At 73.9% G+C, this 18979-nt stretch carries 8 protein-coding genes; 1 reads left to right on the top strand and 7 read right to left on the bottom strand.

Going from position 1 to position 18979, the window contains the following annotated elements; translation table 11 throughout:
* Position 1: 1 nt before the first annotated feature.
* Positions 2 to 3829 carry an SDR family NAD(P)-dependent oxidoreductase gene (locus ACIP4Z_RS16405; RefSeq protein WP_401308565.1) on the top strand — a complete coding sequence of 1276 codons (3828 nt, stop codon included), beginning with the start codon at positions 2 to 4 and terminating at the stop codon, positions 3827 to 3829.
* A gap of 134 nt (positions 3830 to 3963) precedes the next feature.
* Here the strand turns inward: ACIP4Z_RS16405 and ACIP4Z_RS16400 are convergent, their stop codons facing one another.
* From ACIP4Z_RS16400 to ACIP4Z_RS16370, 7 genes are all read right to left on the bottom strand, one after another.
* Positions 3964 to 5541 (bottom strand): AMP-binding protein, encoded by a 1578-nt coding sequence (locus tag ACIP4Z_RS16400; RefSeq protein ID WP_401308562.1) that lies wholly within the window; start codon positions 5539 to 5541, stop codon positions 3964 to 3966.
* Entirely contained in the window at positions 5528 to 6370 is an 843-nt protein-coding gene (locus tag ACIP4Z_RS16395; RefSeq protein ID WP_355341408.1) for a thioesterase domain-containing protein, read from the bottom strand. Before ACIP4Z_RS16395 ends, ACIP4Z_RS16400 begins: the two co-directional genes overlap by 14 nt.
* Complete coding sequence (locus ACIP4Z_RS16390; protein ID WP_355341410.1) at positions 6367 to 7476, bottom strand: HAD-IIIC family phosphatase; 1110 nt, start codon at positions 7474 to 7476, stop codon at positions 6367 to 6369. The genes ACIP4Z_RS16395 and ACIP4Z_RS16390 overlap by 4 nt, the downstream gene beginning before the upstream one ends.
* Complete coding sequence (locus ACIP4Z_RS16385) at positions 7473 to 8639, bottom strand: acyl-CoA dehydrogenase family protein (RefSeq protein WP_355341413.1); 1167 nt, start codon at positions 8637 to 8639, stop codon at positions 7473 to 7475. The genes ACIP4Z_RS16390 and ACIP4Z_RS16385 overlap by 4 nt, the downstream gene beginning before the upstream one ends.
* A gap of 11 nt (positions 8640 to 8650) precedes the next feature.
* The gene (locus ACIP4Z_RS16380) at positions 8651 to 8911 is read right to left on the bottom strand and encodes an acyl carrier protein (RefSeq protein WP_188282225.1); all 261 of its coding nucleotides are present in this window, start codon (positions 8909 to 8911) and stop codon (positions 8651 to 8653) included.
* 5 nt (positions 8912 to 8916) lie between these two features.
* Complete coding sequence (locus ACIP4Z_RS16375; RefSeq protein WP_355341416.1) at positions 8917 to 9768, bottom strand: 3-hydroxyacyl-CoA dehydrogenase NAD-binding domain-containing protein; 852 nt, start codon at positions 9766 to 9768, stop codon at positions 8917 to 8919.
* Between the two features lie 103 nt (positions 9769 to 9871).
* On the bottom strand, positions 9872 to 18973 hold the full coding sequence (locus ACIP4Z_RS16370; RefSeq protein WP_401308556.1) for a beta-ketoacyl synthase N-terminal-like domain-containing protein: 9102 nt from the start codon (positions 18971 to 18973) through the stop codon (positions 9872 to 9874).
* Between the last annotated feature and the right edge of the window lie 6 nt (positions 18974 to 18979).

The raw sequence follows: 18979 nt of genomic DNA, 5'->3' as shown, positions 1-18979 counted from the left end.
CGTGTCTGACATACCCGACGAGACGGACGAGACCGACGAGGCGTACGACGCCTACGATTCCGCGGTGGCCCTGGTCGGCATGGCCGGCCGCTTCCCCGGCGCCCCGGACGTGGCCACGCTGTGGCGCAACGCGCTGGCCGGTGTCAGCGGCCTGCGCGAGATCACCGACGAGGAACTGGCCGCGGCGGGCGTCTCCGCGCGGACCGCCGCCAACCCCCACTACGTACGGGTGGGCGGGCCGGTCGACGGCATCGCCGACTTCGACGCCGCCGCGTTCGGCTTCTCGCCGCGCGAGGCGGAGACGATGGGCCCGCAGCACCGGCTCTTCCTGGAGTGCTCCTGGGAAGCGCTGGAGAACGCCGGTTACCCGCCGGTGGCCCCGCCGGGACAGGTCGGCGTCTTCGGCGGTTCCGCCTTCCCCGACTACCTGCTCGACAACGTCGCGCACGTCATGGACGAGCCCGGCGGCGGCCAGTTGGTCGCGGTCGGCAACGAACGGGACTCGCTCACCAGCCTGGTGGCGTACAAGCTCGGCCTGCGCGGTCCGAGCCTGAGCGTGCAGACCTTCTGCTCGACGTCGCTGGTCGCGGTGCACCTGGCCTGCCAGAGCCTGCTGACCTTCGAGAGCGATCTGGCCCTGGCCGGCGGCGCCTTCCTGCCGCTGCCGCAGCCGACCGGGTACATGTACCACCCGGGCGGCATCACCTCGCCGCAGGGCACGGTCCGCAGCTTCGACGCGGCGGCCGACGGAACGGTGATGGGCGCGGCCGTCGGCGTGGTCGCGCTGCGCAGGATGACCGACGCGCTCGCCGACGGCGACGTGATCCACGCGGTCATCCTGGGCTCCGCGGTCAACAACGACGGTCAGGAGCGCGTCGGTTACTCCGCACCGGGCGTCGAGGGACAGGCCGCGGTGATCCGTACCGCGCTGAACGTCGCCGACGTCAAGCCCGAGTCCGTCGGCTACGTGGAGTGCCACGCCACCGGCACCGCGCTCGGCGACGGCATCGAACTGACCGCGCTGTCACGGGTGTTCCAGACGACACCGCAGACACCGATCGTGCTGGGCTCGGCCAAACCGGCCGTCGGCCACCTGGACCGGGCCTCCGGCGTCACCGGCCTGATCCGGGCCGCGCTCGGCGTCCGCGACGGCGTACGGCTGGCCATCCCCGGCTTCGAGAAGCCCAACCCCGCGCTGGCCGCCGCCTCCGACCGCTTCACCGTACTGCCGCACAATCAGCCGTGGCCGGCCGGACCCGAGCCGCGCCGGGCCGGAGTCAGCTCCTTCGGCATGGGCGGCACCAACGCGCACGTCGTCATCGAGCAGGCCCCGCCGCGTACCGCCCGCGCCGCCGTCCCCGGACCGCACCTGCTGGCCTTCTCCGCGGGCGACCAGGACGCGCTCGACGAGGTCACCGAGCGGCTGCGCGGCCACCTGGCCGCGCACCCCGAACTGGACCCGGCCGACGTCGCCTACACCCTCCAGGTCTCGCGCGGGCACTTCGCACTGCGCCGCTTCGTGGTCTGCGACGACCTCCAGGACGCGGTCGCCGCGCTCGGCGACCCCGGCCGCTGGGTGGACGGCGAGACCACCCGGCACGACCCGGCCGTGGTGCTGGCCGAGGAGGAGCGGGCACCGGCCGACTGGCGGTCCCAACTGGCCGCCGCGGCGGCCTCGTTGCTGCCGGGAACCCCCGAGGGCGGCGCTTCCCCCGCCGTCTCCGCCGTCCTGGAACAGGGACTGCGGGCGATCGGCGTGCGGATCAGGGCCGCTGGTGACACCGGGACCGGGCACGTCGAGACCGTCACCGTCGCCCCCGAGGCCGACGCTCCCTCCGGGTCGGCGGCGCGCTGGCTCGTGACCACCGTGGGCCGACTGTGGCTGGCGGGCGCCGCGATCGACTGGGCCGCGCTGCACAAGGGCGAGGGACGGCGGGCCGAACTGCCCACCTACCCCTTCCGCCGCACCCGCCACTGGGTGGAGGCGCGGCCGGGAGCCCGCGGTGAGAAGCCGCCGGCCGAGGGCCGTGTCGACGACCTCGCGCAGTGGTCGTATCTGCCCGCGTGGCGGCAACGCCCGCTGCCCACCCGCGATCTGGACGAGCGGCTGCGCGCGGCCGGGCCGTGGCTGGTGCTGGCCGCCGAGGAGCGCGCCGAGGCGCTGGTACGCCGACTGGCGGCGGCCGGCGCCGAGGTCGTCACGGCGAGGCCCGGCGGGGAGTTCGGGCAGGACGCGGCGGGGGACTTCACCGTACGCGTCGAACACCCGGAGGATCTGGGGGAGTTGCTGGCCCTGCAATTCGTCGCGCCCCGCACGCTCGTGCACGGCTTCTCGCTCGCCTCACCCGAGGGCGACGGCGCCGGCCACTTCACCGCGGAGCAGGAGCGGGGAACGCACTCCGCGCTCGGCCTGGTCGGCGTGCTGGCCGCCGAATCCGAGCCCGCGCAGGCCGAGTTGACCCTGCTGACCGCCGGGGCCGTCTCCGTGACCGGCACCGATCTGCGGCATCCGGAGCACGCGGCGCTCGCCGCGCTGGCCCCCACCATCGGCCAGGAGAACGCGCATCTGTCGTGCCGTCACCTCGACCTGGACCCGGCGGAGGGCGCCGGCACACCGTCGGCGGTCGACCAGACGCTGGCCGCGATCGTCCACCCGCACCAAGGGCCTTCGGCCGTCCGGGCCGGCGACCTGTGGGCGCGGACCTATCAGCCGCACCCGCTGGAGGAGACCGACCCCGCGCGTCCGGTGTTCGGCGACGGCGAGACGGTGCTGATCACCGGCGGTCTCGGCGACGTCGGCCTGGCCCTGGCCCGGCACCTCGCGGAGAGCCACGGCTGCCGTCTGGTGCTGACCTCGCGCGGCGGACTCCCGCCGCGTGAGCGCTGGCCGGAGCTGTCGGCCGGTGACGACCGGGTCGCCCGGCACATCAGGAACGTGCTGGATCTGGAAGCGCGCGGCGCCGAGGTGATCGCCATGGGCGCGGACGTCGGCGACCAGGAGGCGATGCGGGCCGTCGTCCGGGCGGCCGACGAGCGGTTCGGCGGCATCGACGCGGTGGTGCACGCGGCCGGTACGCGGGACCCGAGCCGGTTCGAGATCGCCCACCTGTCCGACCGGGAGAACCGCGCCGCGCACCTGCACCCCAAGGTGGCCGGCTTCCACACCCTCCAGGCGGTCCTCGGGGACCGCGCCAAGGACCGCAGGATCACCGTGTCCTCGCTGTCCGCGGTGCTCGGCGGCGTCACGTTCGGTCCGCACGCCGCGGCCAACGCGGCACTGGACGCGTACGCCCGCAGGGCCCGGCTGCGCGGCGAGGGCCGCTGGATCACCGTCGACTGGGACACCTGGGCGACCGACGCGGAGCGCCGTGAGGCGCACGGCGATCCGGCCGCCGGGGCCTACGAGATGACGGTGCCGGAGGGCCTGACCCTGCTGGAGCGCGCGCTGGCGGCGGCCGACCGGCTCGCCCATGTGGTGATCTCCTCCGGGCCGCTCGCCCCGCGGCTCGCCCAGTGGGTCACCGGCGACGGCACGTCGGCGGAGCAGCGGGCCGCCGACGACGGGCAGCGCCACGCGCGGCCGAAGCTGCGCACCCCGTACGCCGAGCCCGCCGAGGGCACGGAGGCGGCGCTGGCGGAGATCTGGGGCCAGGTCCTGGCGGTGGAGGGAATCGGCGCGGATGACGGCTTCTTCGAACTGGGCGGTCACTCGCTCGTCGCCGTCGAGCTCTCGGCGCGCATCCGCGCGGCCCTCTCGTGCGACCTCGCCCCGACCGACCTGCTGGAGCACTTCACCGTCCGCCGTCTGGCGTCCTTCGTGGAGGGCTGACACCGGCACGTACCGGCACCCGTACCGCCAGGGGCGGCCGTCGCGGACCCTCCGCGTCGGCCGCCCCGCGCGTGCTGTCCGCGCGGTGGTCCCGTGCGGCACGCCCGGCTCCGCCACCCGGTGGCGGGGCGCCGTCACCGGTCGGCCGCCGCGGCGCGCGCCGTGAGGGCCTTGCGGTCGATCTTGCGGTTGGCGTTGAGCGGGAACTCCTCGACCTGGACGAAGCGGCGGGGGACCAGGGCGCGCGGCAGGAAGGCCGCCAGGTCCTCGGCCAGGGCCGCCTGAGGCCGCCGCTCACCGAGCAGGAAGGCCGTCAACTCGCCGTCCACGGCGACCGCGACGGCCTCCTTCACACCCTCGACGCGGCGCAACGCCCACTCCACCTCGGCCAGTTCGACGCGCACCCCGTGGATCTTCACCTGGTGGTCGCGCCGGCCCAGATACGCGAAGGCGTCGCCGGGCAGCCGCCGTACCAAGTCGCCCGTGCGGTACCAGCGTTCGCCGCCGTGCTCCAGGAACCGGCCCTCGTCGTCGGCCGGGTCGAGATAGCCGGGGAACATCTGGTCGCCGGTGACGCACAGTTCACCGTCGCCGTCCTCGGTGGGCTCGTGCAGCAGCGCCCGCATACCGGGGTGCAGACGGCCGATCGACACCACGTCGTTGACGCACGACGGCGGTGAGGTGACCGGGTCCCAGCGGTGCACACTGCACGAGATGGTCAGCTCGGTCGGGCCGTAGAGATTCTCGACCACCGAGCCGGGCGCCGCAGCGCCCCACTCCCGCGCGTCGTGGGCCAGCAGCGGCTCCCCGCAGAACAGGCTCCAGCGCAGGCTCGGCATGCTGCCCGCGGGCAGCCCCCGGGGCCGCCGCCGCAGCAGCGACACCAGGCTCGGCGCGGAGAACCACACGGTGATGCCCTGCTCGGCGACGAACCGCTCCAGCGAGGCGTACGCGGTCGGCGGCACGCTCACCACGGTGCCGCCGCTGCCCCAGCCGGTGAACAGGTCGAACATCGCCAGGTCGAAGGTGAGATCGAAGGTCTGCGAGAACACGTCCCCGCTGTGGAAGCCGTACCGGCCGTGCACGAAGCGCAGATAGGCGTCGACATTGCGGTGCAGCACGGGCACCCCCTTGGGCGTGCCCGTGGAGCCCGAGGTGAACAGGATGTACGCGATGTCGTCGGGCGTCGTCGGCAGCGGCTGCTCCAACGGCTCCCCGACCGGCTCCCCGACGACGGGGACGCCGTCGAGGACCCCGGCCAGCTCCGGCAGCACGGCGGCGCCGCGCTCGTCCACGATCAGCGCGTCCAGACCGGCCGCGGTGATCATCCGGGCGGTGCGGTCGGCGGGGAAGCCGGGGTGCAGCGGCACGACGGCCGCGCCCGCGAACTGCGCGGCCAGCAGACCGGCGTAGGCGGTCACGGTACGGGAGGCCAGCAGGCCGACCCGCCGGGGCCGCCCGCCGGGGACCGCCGCGACGACGGTCCCGGCGAGCGCCCGCGCGGCGGCGTCCAGCCGCGTGTAGTCGACGGCGGTGGAGCCGACGCGCAGCGCCTCGGCCCCGCCGTCGAGCGCCAGGCCGTGCCGGAACCAGTCGGTGAGGGTCCGGCCCGCCGGGACCGCGGCGCCCGCGGTCCCCGGCGGCCGGTCCCCGGCCTCCCGTCGCGGCCCGCCCGGCCGCGACGGCAGGCGCGCGGGTTCAGTGGTGAACAACGGATGCCTCCTGCGGGTGGATGGGCGCGAGGCCCGGAAGCTGCGGGCCCCAGGTGCCGCGCAGCGCCCGGTCGATGTACCGGTGGGTGACCGCGGCCTGCTCCAGCACCGCGAAGTGCCCGCCGGTCAGGGTGTGCGAGGTGAAGCGCCCGGTGGTCTGGTCGCGCCACCCCGCCACGTCGGCGATGCCCGCGCGCGGGTCGTCGGTGGCCGCGAGCGCCGTGATCGGCACGCTCAGCGGAGCCTGCGGCCGGTACTCGTAGGAGTCCCTGACCCCGAAGTCCGCGCGGAACGGCGGCAGGATCATCCGCAGCACCGTCGGGTCGGTCAGCATCCACTCCGGGGTGCCGCCGATCCGCCGCAGCAGCGCCACGACCTCGTCCTGCGTCATCCCCGCCACCGGCGGGTCGCCGTCGTCGGGCGAGCCGGGCGCCGCGCACCCGGAGACGAACAGGTGCACCGGCATCGGCCCGCCGCGGCGCCGGATCTCCCGCACCAGCTCGAAGCCGACCAGCGCCCCGAGGCTGTGCCCGTACACCGCGTACGGCCGCGTCTCCCCCTCCGGGGAGGTGTCGGCCAGCACGGCGTCCGCGAGGTCCGGCACCAGCCGGTCCATCCGGTCGTACGGGGTGTCGCGCAGCCGGGTCTCCCGGCCGGGCGGCTGGACCGGGCGCACCGACACCGGGCCCAGCCTGCCGAACCAGGAACGGTACGCCGAGGCCGAACCTCCGGCGTGCGGCAGGCAGTACAGCCGCACGCCGGCGCAGCCGGGCTGCTCCGCGAAGGGCAGCCACGAGGCGGCGGGCGCCGCCTCCAGCACGGTCGTCATCGCGTCACCTCGACCTCGACATAGCCGGGCAGCGGCTGGATCTGGTCCAGGTCGGCCCCCAGCACCAGCCGGTCGCCCTCCCTGGCCACCTCGCGGAAGCCGCTGAAGGCGTAGGTGATCTGCATCATCCGGTTGCGGCCGGTCTCCACGAAGTCCGCGCGCAGGCCCGCACCGGCCTCCCGCGCCCGCTCCATGATGTGGCTGAGCAGCACCGAGCCGACCCCGCGGGACATCACCCGGCACGACATCAGCATCATGTGGAGCTGCCAGTTCGGGTCGCCGGTCTCCACCAGCGCCAGGCCGATCTTGCCGTACGAGCCGAACCGGTCGGTGAGGGTGGCCACCAGCAGCAGGTGGTCGGGCGACTCGCGCAGCGCGTCCAGCTCGTCGTACGAGTACGTGCGGCCCGTCGAGTTGAGCTGGTTGGTGCGGATGGTCAGTTCCTCCGCGCGCTGGAGGTCCTCGCGGGCCGCCGGGGCGATGGTGAACGTCATGCCCAGGCTGGCCAGGAACTCCTCGTTGGTGCCGACGAAATCGCTCTCGATCTCGTCCCGCGCGAGCTGGCTGTGGTACATCGCCCGGCGCTGCGCCGACTCGTCGGAGACGAACCGCGGCCGGAACTCGATCCGGTTCAGCTCGGTGTCGATGTCGAGCGCGTTGACCCGGGTGACCTCGGGGACGGAGAACTCCATCTCGGCCAGCTCGAAGTCCTGGTCGTCGACGAAGGCGAACGCGTCGAGCCCCAGATTGAGCTTGGCGGAGATCTGCCGGACCGACTCCGACTTGGCGTTCCAGCCGATCCGCGGGTACAGGAACAGGTCCTCAAGGCCCAGTTCGCGCAGCTTCGCCATGGCCGTGTCGTGGTCGTTCTTGCTCGCCACGGAGTGCAGGACGCCCAGCGCGTCCAGCCGGCGGATGTGCTCCACCACACCGGGGCGCAGGGTGACCTCGCCGTCCTCCAGCAGCACCCCGTCCCACAGCGTGTTGTCCAGGTCCCACACCACGCACTTGATCTTGCCCTGCGCGGGCTTGCGGTACGGACCGTCCGGCGGCGACGCCGGGCCGGTTGCCGGCGCGGTGGCCGGCGGTTGCGTCAGCGTGCTCACAGTGCCCACTCCCGGTATGCCTCGTCAGCGATCGTGATCCGCTGGATCTCGTTGCTGCCCTCGATGATTTCCATGACCTTCGCGTCCCGGTACAGCCGTGCGACCGGGAAGTCGGCGCTCATTCCGTTGGCGCCGTGGATCTGTACGGCCTCCGTGGAGTGCCGGGCCGCCGCGGTGGACGCGAAGTACTTCGCCACCCAGGTGGCCATGATGGTCGCCGGGTCCCCGGCGTCCTTGAGCACACCGGCCTGGTGGCACAGCAGCCTGGCCGCCCGCACATCGGTGACCATGTCCGACAACTTCGCCCGGATGAGCTGGAGTTCACGGAGCTTGCTGCCGCCGACCGTGCGCTGCGCGGTGTAGTACGCCGACGCCTCCAGGCACGCCTGGACGATTCCGACGGAACCGGAGGCGACCGAGAACCGGCCCAGGTCGAGGGTTCCGCTGAGCACCATGCCGGAGGCGAAGGAGCTGGGCCCCAGCAGCGCGTCGGAGTCGAGCCGCACATCGTCGAACTCCAGCTCGGCGATGAGCGAGGCCCGGGTGCCGAGCACGTCCTCCACCGGTATCACCCGCACGCCGGGTGACCGGCGCGGTACGAGCAGGGCGATCACGCTGGACTCGGTGCGGGCGAACACCAGGAACAGGTCCGCCCGTTGGCCACCGGTGATCCACTTCTTGCGGCCGTTGAGCCGCCACCCGCCGTTCTCCTGGACGGCGGTGGTACGGATGCCCGCGGTGTCGCTGCCGCCACCTGCGGGCTCCGACAGGCAGAAGGCGCCGCGCACCGCGCCGGTGGCCAGCGACGGCGCCCACTGCTCGATCTGGGCGGGGCTGCCCCAGCGGAGCAGCGCCCACGACAGCATGGTGTGCACGGTGAGCAGGGACCTGACCGAGGAACATCCCCGGCCCACCTCCTCGTGCACCTGACCGAGCGTCACCAGGTCAAGGTCCTGGCCGCCCAGCGCGGCCGGGTAGAAGGGGGCCCACAGGCCCGCCTCGCCGATCCGCTCCTGCAACTCCTCGGGGACCGCGCCCCGCCGGTCGTACACGTCGGCCACCGGCATGATGTGGGTGTCGACGAACGCGCGTGCCGAGTCCCGGGTGATCCGGGCCCCCGCCGGCGCCGCCGCGAGGGGCGGCGCCGTGGTCAAGCTCGTCATGGTCTGGCTCCTCAGTCGACGGAGACGGGGACGCTCCGGCGGGCGACGAGGTCCGCCATGGCCTCGACGGTGCGGAAGTTGTCGATGCGCAGTTCGTCGTTGGGGATGGTGAGGCCGAAGGTCTTCTCGATGAACATCACCAGCTCCATCGCGAAGAGCGAGTTGATGTAGCCGAGCGAGAAGATGTCCTGGTCGGTGGCGATGCTGGCCTGCGGGAAGCGGGCCTCGATGAAGGAGAGGATGCTGGTCTGGGCGGTGGTGTTCTCGGACATGGTCGTCATCCCTTGTTGTCGTAGGTGTAGAAGCCACGGCCGGTCTTCCGGCCGTGCAGTCCGGCGTCGGTCATCTGCTTGAGCAGCGGGCAGGGCCGGTACTTGCTGTCGGCGTAGTGCTCGTAGAGCACCTCGACGCTGTAGAGGATCGTGTCGACGCCGATCAGGTCGGCGGTCTCCAGCGGACCCATCGGGTGCCCGAAGCACCCGCGGAACACCTCGTCCACCGACTCCGCGGTGGCGACGCCCTCGTGGACGAGGAAGGCGGCCTCGTTGACGGTCAGCATGAGCACCCGGTTGGAGACGAAGCCGGAGGCGTCCTTGACGTCCACCGCCTTCTTGCCCATGCCGCTGAGGAGCTGGCGGGTGACCTCGACGGTCTCCTGCGCGGTGTGGAAGCCGGGGATCAGCTCCACGACCGGCTTGGCCGGCACCGGGTTCATGAAGTGCACCCCGACGACCCGCTCCGGGTGCGTGCCGACCGCGGCGACGCGGGTGATCGGGATCGCGGAGGTGTTGACGATCACGACCGCCTCGGGGGAGAGCACGCGGTCCAGCTCGGCGTGCACCTCGCGCTTGATCTCCCAGTTCTCGGTGACGTTCTCGATCACGAAGTCGGCCTTGGCGAGCGCCTCGACGCCGACAGCGGTCGTGATCCGGCCCAGGATCTCATCGGGGTCAAGGGCCGGTCCGCCCATCAGGCGGCTGAGCCGGCAGTTGCGGCTGATGGCCGCCTTGGCGTCGGTGAGAATCCGCTCGTCGATGTCGACGAGGACGGTCTCGTAACCGGACTGGGCCAGATTGTGCGCGACTCCGATGCCCATGACCCCGGCACCGACAACTCCTACGACGGTCATGATCTCTCCGATTCCTTGGTGGGTGGTGCTGGCTGTTGTGGGTGTGCTGAACCACGCCTGGGGCGTGGGGTGTCGCGTGGTGCGGAGTGCCGCTGACGCGGGATCAGCTCCTGCGCCGCCGGGCGGCGGTCTTCAGGCCGGACCTGCGCAGTCGCGCCTGCTCCTGGCCGTCGGGCTCCGGGACGGGCGCCGCGTCCGCGGCGGGTCCGTCCACGACCTTGGCGAGGGCCTCGACGGTCGGGGCCTCGTAGAGGATGTGCGGGGGGAGCTCGGCGTCCTGGAAGGCCCGGCGCAGGGCCGCGAGCAGGGCGATGCCGAGCAGTGAGTTGCCGCCGAGTTCGAAGAAGTTGTCACGGGCGCCGACCCGTTCGAGCTTGAGCATGTCGCCCCAGACCTCCGCCAGCCGCTCCTCGACGGGGCCCGAGGGCTCCCGGTAGGGGGTGAGGAGTTCGGGCCGCGGGTGCCGGTCGGCGGAGCCGGAGCCGCCGCCCGCCGGGGCCATGACGGCCTCGACGGTGAAGCCGGTGCTGTAGCTCACCATCGTCGGCAGGTCCTGCGTGGAGACCACGACCCGCGACTCGCCGGAGGCCAGGGCCCGCAGCAGCGAGCGCCAGCCCTCCGCGAAGGTGATGCCGAAGGCTTCCCGGTGCGAGCGGAAGAAGGCCTGCAAGCCCTCGTCGTAGCCCGACAGACCGGAGTCCCAGGCGTTCCAGGTCCACTCGCCCCAGTCGACCGACAGGACCCGGCGGCCGGTGGCCGCCTGCCGTGCCGCGTAGCCGTCGAGGTAGGCGTTGCCCGCGCAGTAGTCGACCTGCCCCGGGCCGCCGCCGGTGGCCGCGGTGATCGAGGAGAACAGCACCAGGAAGTCCAGCGCGGTCTCATCAGCGTGGCCGATTCGCAGTGCTTTGTCCAGGGCCTGTACGCCGGCAACTTTGGGCGCGAGAACGAGCTCGGAGTCGTCGGACTGCTTGAACTGGATCAGACCCGTTCCGGGCACGCCGGCGGTGTGCAGGATGCCGTGCAGGGCGCCGAAACGCTCCTGCGCCAGGTCGATGGCGCGCCGGACATCGGGCGCGCTCGCCACGTCACCCGTGACGATCTCGACCTCCGCGCCCAGCTCCACGATGCCCAGGACACGGCTCACCCTGGCCCGCAGCGCCTCGTCGGCCGCCTCGGTGCCCGCGGCGATGCCCTCCCACCGCTCACGCGGCGGCAGCCCGCGGCGGCCGAAGAGCACCAGCCGGGCGCCGACCTGCCGTGCGAGGTGTTCCGCCATGCCCAGACCGATGCCGCCCAGACCGCCGGTGATCAGATAGACCCCGCGCTCGCGCAGCACCGCCGCGGCGCTCTCGTCGTCCGCCGCCGGGAGCATGTCGTAACCGCACACCCAGCGCCTGCTGCCGCGCAGGGCGACGGCCGCGTCGGTCCGCGGTCGGCGCAGTTCGGCGGCGACGGCGGCGGCCGGGGTGTCCGGCTCGACGTCGAGCAGCCGGGTGGTGACGTTGGGGTACTCCAGCGGCACCACGAGCGTCGGGCCGATGAGCGTGGCGGCGTCGGGCCGTACCTCCGAACCGTCGAGCACCTGGTGGGCGCCCGCGGTGACCATGTCCAACTGCCAGTCGCCCGAGCCCAGTTCACCGGCCGCACGGGCCAGTGCCACCAGGGTGTGCAGACCGAACGCGATCGACTCGTCGTCGGGCCGCTCCGCGAGCGTCCACAGATGGACCACCCGTTCCAGCGCGAGCCCGCGCTTGCGCAGATCGCGCAGGACCGCCTGGGCGTCGCCCGAGTGGCCCGGCCGTACGGTGTAGCCGGTCGCCGGGTCGGCGCTCCAGCCGCCGCCGGGACGGACCGCGGTCACGGTCGCGCCGTCGGCCGCCGCCGCGCGCACCAACTCGTCGAGCACACCGTCGGCTTCCGACCCGTCGGCGTAGACCAGCCAGCTCGCGGGCTGCGCGCCCGCCGTCGCCGGGGACGCGGTCTGCCGCCACACCGGCTGCCAGACCCACTGCTCCTCCGGCAGCTTCGGGACCCGGTCGATGTCCTCGAAGCTGGCGGGCACACCCGGTGTGCCCGGCGCCGTCGCAGCCGCGGGCGCGGCCGGCTTGGCGCCGATCAGCGGGGTCTGCTCGATCCAGTAGCGCTGCCGCTGGAAGGGGTACGTGGGCAGCGGCACCCTGCCGGGCGCGAAGCCCCGGTGCAGCTCGGCGGTCCGCTCGGCGCGGCCGTGGTAGGCCGCCCAGTCCAGGTCCACACCGGTCAGCCACAGCCGCGACAGGGCCTCGGTCAGGACCCGGTCGGCCGGACGCGGGTCGCTCTGCGCGGGCAGCGTCGCGGTGATCGTCGCCCAGCGCTGCGGAGCGCAGCCCGCGCCGCGCACCATCGTGCCCAGCGACTGTCCGGGACCGATCTCCACCATCGCCAGCTCGGGATCGGCCAGCAGCGTCTCGACGGCCGCCGCGAACTGCACGGGACGGCACATGTGCTCCGCCCAGTAGGCGGGGTCCCGCACCAGCCGGGCGTCGGCGACACCGCCGGTGACGTTCGACAGGTACGGCAGCCGCGGCGGGTTGAGCCGGATGTTCTCCGCGACCCACGAGGTCAGCTCGTCCGCGAGCGGGGCGAGCATCCGGGAGTGGAAGGCGTGCGTGGTGCGCAGCCCCCGGCTGGGGACGCCGTCGCGCTCCAGGTCGGCGGCGAGGCCGGCCAGCGCGTCGGCGGGACCGGCGACCACGACGGTCTGCGGGCCGTTGACCGCGGCGATGTCCAGGCCGCGCGCCTGAAGTCCGTAGCGGTCGCGCAGGTCGTCGGGCCCGAGCGGCACCGCGGCCATGGAACCCGTCTCGACCCCGGAGATCAGCCGGGCCCGGTGCACCACCAGCGCCAGCGCGTCCTCCAGCGACAGCACCCCGGCCAGGCAGGCCGCGACGTACTCGCCGAGGCTGTAGCCGAGCATCAGCGACGGCTGCACGCCCCACACCATCAGCGTCGAGGCCAGCGCGTAGTCCACCGCGAACAGCAGCGGCTGGACGATCTCGGTGCGCTCCAGCTCCGCCTCCCGGTCGTCGGCCGCGCCGGTCGCCCGGCCCAGCAGCGCCGCCAGGTCCATGCCGCCGCCGGGACGGTCCCCGGTCAGCAGCCCCATCAGGTCGGTGTCCGGCAGGTGCGCGGCCAACAGGCCCAGGCAGTGGTCGAGTTCGGCGCGGAAGACCGGCTCGTGCCGGTAGAGGTCGCCGACCAGACCCGGATACTGCTCGCCGACCCCGGCGAAGAGGAAGGCGACGGGACGGCCGTGCGCGGTCTCCACCCGCGCCGACAGCGGCGCGTCCTCGTCCGTGCCGGTCAGCGAGGCCACGGCCTGCTCACCGCTGGAGACCACGGTGGCGCGGCGGTGCTCGAAGGTCTTGCGGCCGACCTGGAGGGTGTAGGCGACATCGGCGACGCTCGCCCCCGAGGTCGCGGCCAGGTGCTCGGCGAGGTTGCTCACGGCCTGGTCGGCGGCGTCGGAGGTTCGGGCCGAGACCGGCAGGAAGTGGTGCCGCCTGCCGCCCTGCGGGGTGTCGGGGCCGGCCCTGCGGGCCGGCGGCTCTTCGACGACGACGTGCACGTTGGTGCCTCCCATGCCCAGCGAGTTGAGTCCGGCGATCCGCGGCCTGCCGTCCTCGGCCGGCCACTCGGTCAGCCGGGTGTTGACGTAGAAGGGGCTGTCGGCGAAGTCGATCTGCGGGTTGGGGGCGGTGAAGTGCAAGGTCGCGGGGACCATCCGCTCGCGGACGGTGAGGACCGTCTTGATCAGGCCCGCGGTGCCCGAAGCGTGGTTGAGGTGACCGATGTTGGTCTTCACCGCGCCGATCGGGATGCTGCCGGGGCCGCCCGCCGTGCCGAACGCCCGGCTCAGCGCGGTGACTTCGATCGGGTCGCCGATCGGGGTGGCCGTGCCGTGCGCCTCGATGTAGCCGAAGTCCTCCGGCCTCACCCGTGCGTCGGCCATCGCGTCCTGCACCACACGGGCCTGCCCGGCGACGCTGGGCGCGGTGTAACCGACCTTCAGGGCGCCGTCGTTGTTGATCGCCGAGCCGCGGATGACCGCGTGCACGGTGTCGCCGTCGCGCAGCGCGTCCGAGAGCCGCTTGAGGACCACGACGGTCGCGCCGTCGCCGAACATCGAACCGCTGGCCTGCGCGTCGAAGGTCCGCACATGGCCGTCGTGCGACTCCATGCCGCCCTGCTGGCGGCGGTGGCCGACCCGGTCCGGCACGCTGATGGACACACCGCCCGCCAGCGCCATCTCGCACTCGCCGCCGCGCAGGCTCTGCACCGCCAGGTGCACACCGACCAGCGACGTCGAGCAGAAGGTCTGCACCGCGACGCTCGGTCCGCGCAGGTCGAACAGGTAGGAGACGGACGTGGTCAGCGCGTCCTTGTCGTTGCTCATGATGATCTCGTACGGGCTGATGTCGCCCGCGGCGAGCTGCGAGGTCATCCCGAACAGATACGTGGAGAGGTTGGAGCCGCCGAAGACGCCGATCCGGTCGCGGTACGCCTCGTTGGCGTACCCCGCGTGCTCCAGACCCTCCCAGCAGACCTCAAGGAAGAGCCGCTGCTGCGGGTCGGTGAGCGCCGCCATCCGCGGGCTCATCCCGAAGAATCCGGCGTCGAAGCCGCTGATGTCGTCCAGCACGGCGCGCGCGGGCACGTACTCCGGGTCCTGGACCATGTCCGGGTCGACGCCCGCCTCGATCAGCTCCTCAGGGGTGAAGAAGCGGATCGACTCCACGCCCTCGCACAGATTCCGCCAGAAGCCGGCCACATCGCCCGCGCCGGGGAAGCGGCCCGCCATGCCGACGATGGCGATCCGCCGGTCGAGTTCGGTGCTCTCCGGTTCGGTGTCCTCGGCGCGCTCGGTGTGCTGGGTGACCGCGCTGACGGCCGGGGTCGCGGCCACGGCCGGACGCGGCGCCGGAGCGGCGACGAGTACGGGCGCGGGGGCGGGCCGGGGCGCGGGGACGACGGTCGCCGCGGGGGTACGGGGCGCCGCCGGGGCGCGGACCGGTGCCGGGCTCGGCCCCCCGGCGGCCTTGGGCTTCTGCTCGTCCAGGACGGCCGCCAGCCGGTGCACGGTCGGCGCCTCGAAGAGCGTGACCGTCGGCACCGTCACACCGAAGCGCGACTTCACGGTGGCCAGCATCTGGAGGGCGAAGAGCGAACTGCCGCCCAGGTCGAAGAAGTTGTCACGGGTGCCGACCGGGTCGACACCGAGGGTGTCGGTCCACAGCGCGCACAGCTCGCGCTCCGTGGCGGTCAGCGGCGCCGTGTACGGCTGCGGCAGGTCGGGCCGCGGGAAGGACGCCACAGGGGACGTGCTCCCGGCGCCCGCCGGGACCGCCTGCGGACGGCTCGGGAGCCGGCCCGCCAGACCGCCGGCCACCACGACCACCGCGGGCAGCGGCTGCGTCACCGCGCGGTCGAGTGCGGTCAGCGACTGCTCGGCGGTCATCGCGTGCGCGGCCATCGAGGCGCCGGTCCTGGCGTCGACCTTGGCCAGCGTCGGCGCCCAGGTGTCCCAGGCGGCCGAGGTCCAGCGGGTCTGCGCGGTGCCGTCGTCCGGGCCCGCTCCTGCGAGCGCGGCCAGCGCGGCGTTGGCCGCCGCGTAGCTGCCGAAGGCCAGTCCGCCCAGGTGCGCGGAGGTCGAGGAGAACAGCAGGCCCCAACGCGGCGCGCGGTCCCCGGCGAGCCCGCCGACGGCGTCGCGCAGCACGTGAGCGCCCTCGTACTTGGCGGCGAAGTGCCGTGCGACGGTGCTCTCCTGGAGCGCGCCCAGCGGCAGGAAGGTGTCCTCCGAGGTGTCGGCCGCCGCGTGCACCAGGCCGTCGAAGCGCTCCGCGCCGAACAGGGCGCGTACGGCGTCGGCGTTGGTGACGTCCAGCGCGGGCGCCTCGACGTCCGCGCCGAGCGCGCGCAGCCGGACGACCGCCTGGCGGCGCGGGTCCGCCGGGTCGGCGGGCAGTCCGGTACGGCTGGCGAGCACGACGCGCCCGGCGCCGCCGCGGATCAGGTGCTCCGCGACCATCAGGCCCACGTCGCCCAGGCCGCCGGTGACGAGGTAGCTCTCGCCGGGCAGGACCACGGGCAGTTCGTCGGTGTGCGCCTTGGGCGCGTCGATCGGGCGGTACCGCGGGGTGAGGCGGCTGCCCGCGCGGAAGGCGGTGAGCACCGGCCCCTCGGCGGCGGCCAGTTCGGCGGCGAGCAGGGCGGCGGAGGCCGCCGCGTCGGCCGCGGGGTCCAGGTCGACGCCGCGGGCGTCGAGGCCCGGGTACTCCTGGCCCGCGACGACCGGCAGGACGGCGACCGCGGCCTGCGCCGGGAGGCTCCGCTCGGCGGCCGTGACGCTCTGGCCGCCGCGGGTGACCACGACGACACCGCCGGTCCCGGCCCGGTCGCCCCACGCCGACACGGCGCGGGAGACGTCGAGGACGGCCCGGGCCGGGTCCGCGTCGGGCCCGTCCGCGTCCAGCGCGGACAGCACGACCACGGTCAGCGGCCCGTCGCCGGGCACCTCGGCGGTGTCGGGCGCGTCCGTCGGCCGTACGGTGACGGCCTCGGCGCCCGCGCCGCGCAGCCGCTCGGCCAGCGCGTCGCCGACCCCGGAGGCGTCGGCGTACAGCAGGAACCGGCCGGTGGCCGTACCCGTGCCGCCGTTCGCGTCCGGGCTCCACACCCGGCTCATGACCTGTACGTGCTCCTCGGCGCCGGAGTCGGCGGACTCCGTTGCCGCGGAGGGGAGTTCGGGCTTGGCGGCGGCGGGCGCGTCGATCCAGTAGCGGGAGCGCTGGAAGGGGTATCCGGGCAGCTTCGTGCGCAGGACGTCACGGCCGTGCTGGTAGCCGGACCAGTCGATGTCGACGCCGGTCAGCCACAGCCGGCCCACGGCCTCGGTGAGGACCGTGCCCGCCTCGCGCGGGTCGTCGTCGCCGGGCAGCGCGGGGATCAGCAGGTCCGCGCGCCCTTCGGTGAGGGCGCGGTGGGCGCCGAGGGCGCCGTCGCCGATCTCCAGCAGGGCGTGGTTCCCGGACTCCAGCAGCGCGCCGAGCGCGGTGCCGGGGTCGGCGGGCGGGCCCGTGAGGGCCGCGGTCCAGTGCGCGGGGTCGGTGGCCTCGGCCGCCGTAAGCCGGCCGCCGGTCGCGGCGGAGTACAGGACGGTTCCGGGCTCGCCGAAGGTGATGTGGCCCGCCGCCCAGTCGGTCAGCGGCTGTCCCTCGGTCTCCGTGCGGCGGTGCAGCAGCGCGAAGGCGTCCTTGAGGGAGAAGACCCCGGCCAGGCACCCGGCGACGTACTCGCCGACGCCGTGCCCGAGGAGGGCGTCCGGCTGGATGCCCCAGGAGCGCAGGAGCGTGCCGAGCGCGTATCCGAAGGCGAAGGCGCGGTGCCCGTGCTGGTCGTGGCCGCTGGTGCGGTCGGGGGAGAGCAGTCCGGCCAGCGGGGCGCCGCCGACGGCCTGGGCGGCGGCGCGGCACTCGTCGAGCGCGGTACGGAACGCCGGTTCCGCGTCGTAGAGTTCGGCCGCCGCGGCGGGGTACGGCTCCGCGGCGCCGGTCAGCAGGAAGGCGACCGGCCGGGAGGAGGTGCCGTCGGCGCGGCCGAGGGCGGACCCGGCGCGCAGCTCGCGCGCCGCGCCGCTCAGCGAGTCCGCGACCAGGGCGCGCCGGTGGCTGAAGAGCCGGCGGCCGCTCTGGAGGGTGTAGGCGACGTCGGAGATGCCCGCGCCGACCGTGGTGTCCGCGTCGTCCATGGTGTCCAGGTGCGCGGCGAGATTGGCGGTGGCCTCGTCGGCGGCGGCCTCGGTGCGGGCGGACCACACCAGCAGTTCGCTGCGGCGGCCCGAGCCGGTGCTGCGGGCGGCGACCGGCGGGGCCTCCTCCAGGATCACGTGGGCGTTGGTGCCGCCGATGCCGAAGGCGCTGACCCCGGCGCGGCGCGGACGGTCGCCGCGCGGCCACGGGTGCCGCTCGGTGAGGACCGTCAACCGCGCGTCGCCGGACTCCAGTTGGGGATTGGGCGCGGTGTAGTTGCGGGTCGCGGGGATCTCGCCGTGGTGCAGCGACAGGGCGGTCTTGATCAGACCGGTCACACCGGCCGCGCGGTCCAGGTGGCCGAGGTTGGTCTTGACCGAACCGATCATGACCTCCTTGCCGTCGAACACCTGCTGGAGCGCGGCGAGTTCGGCGGCGTCGCCGAGCGCGGTGCCGGTGCCGTGCGCCTCGATGTAGTCGATGTCCTCGGGCTCGAGACCGGTCGCGGCGAGCGCCTCGGCGATCACCTCGGCCTGGCCGCTGACACCCGGCGCGGTGAAGCCGACCTTGCGGCCCGCGTCGTTGTTGACGGCCCAGCCGCGGATCACCGCGTACACCTGGTCGCCGTCGGCGAGCGCGTCGACCAGGCGGCGCAGCGCGACCACGCCGACGCCGTTGCCGACCAGGCTGCCCCGGCCGGAGGCGTCGAAGGCGCGGCACTCGCCGTCGGGCGAGCTGATGCCGCCCGGCTGGTAGAGGTAGCCGGTGTCGTCCGGGACCGCGATGGCGGCGCCGCCCGCGAGGGCCAGGTCGCACTCGAAACCGGCCAGGCTGGTGGCCGCGGCGCAGACCGCGACCAGGGACGTCGAGCAGTAGCTCTGGATGCCGTACGCGGGCCCTGACAGGCCCAGCGTGTGGGCGACGCGCAGGGTCAGCGAGTCCTTGTCGTTGGCCAGGCCCACGGTCAGCTCGCCGACGCTGCGGCCGATCCCGGACGGGGCGACGTTACGCGTCAGATAGGTGCTGATCGCGCAGCCGGCGAAGACACCGATCGAGCCGTCGAAGCTCGCCGGGTCGCAGCCCGCGTCCTCCAGCGCGTGCCAACTGTGCTCCAGGAAGAGCCGGTGCTGCGGGTCGAGGATCTGCGCCTCCTTCGGGTTGATCCCGAAGAAGTCGGCGTCGAAGCGGTCGATCCCGTCGATCACCGCGCCCGCCTTCACATACGCGGGGTCGTCGATCAGCTCGTCGGGCACGCCCGCGGCGCGCAGTTGGTCGTCGGTGAAGCGGGTGATGCCCGAGCGGCCGTCGCGGAGCGCCGACCACAGCTCCGTGGCATCGGTGGCGCCGGGGAAGCGCCCGGCGAGGCCGACGATGGCGATGTCCATCGGTGACACCTCGGTGGGTATGCGCGGCATGAATCC

It is taken from the genome of Streptomyces sp. NPDC088910 (genome assembly GCF_044749865.1).
Classification (GTDB): domain Bacteria; phylum Actinomycetota; class Actinomycetes; order Streptomycetales; family Streptomycetaceae; genus Actinacidiphila.
The sequence above is the reverse complement of the archived record's forward strand: the minus strand, read 5'-3'. Positions and strand labels throughout refer to the sequence as shown.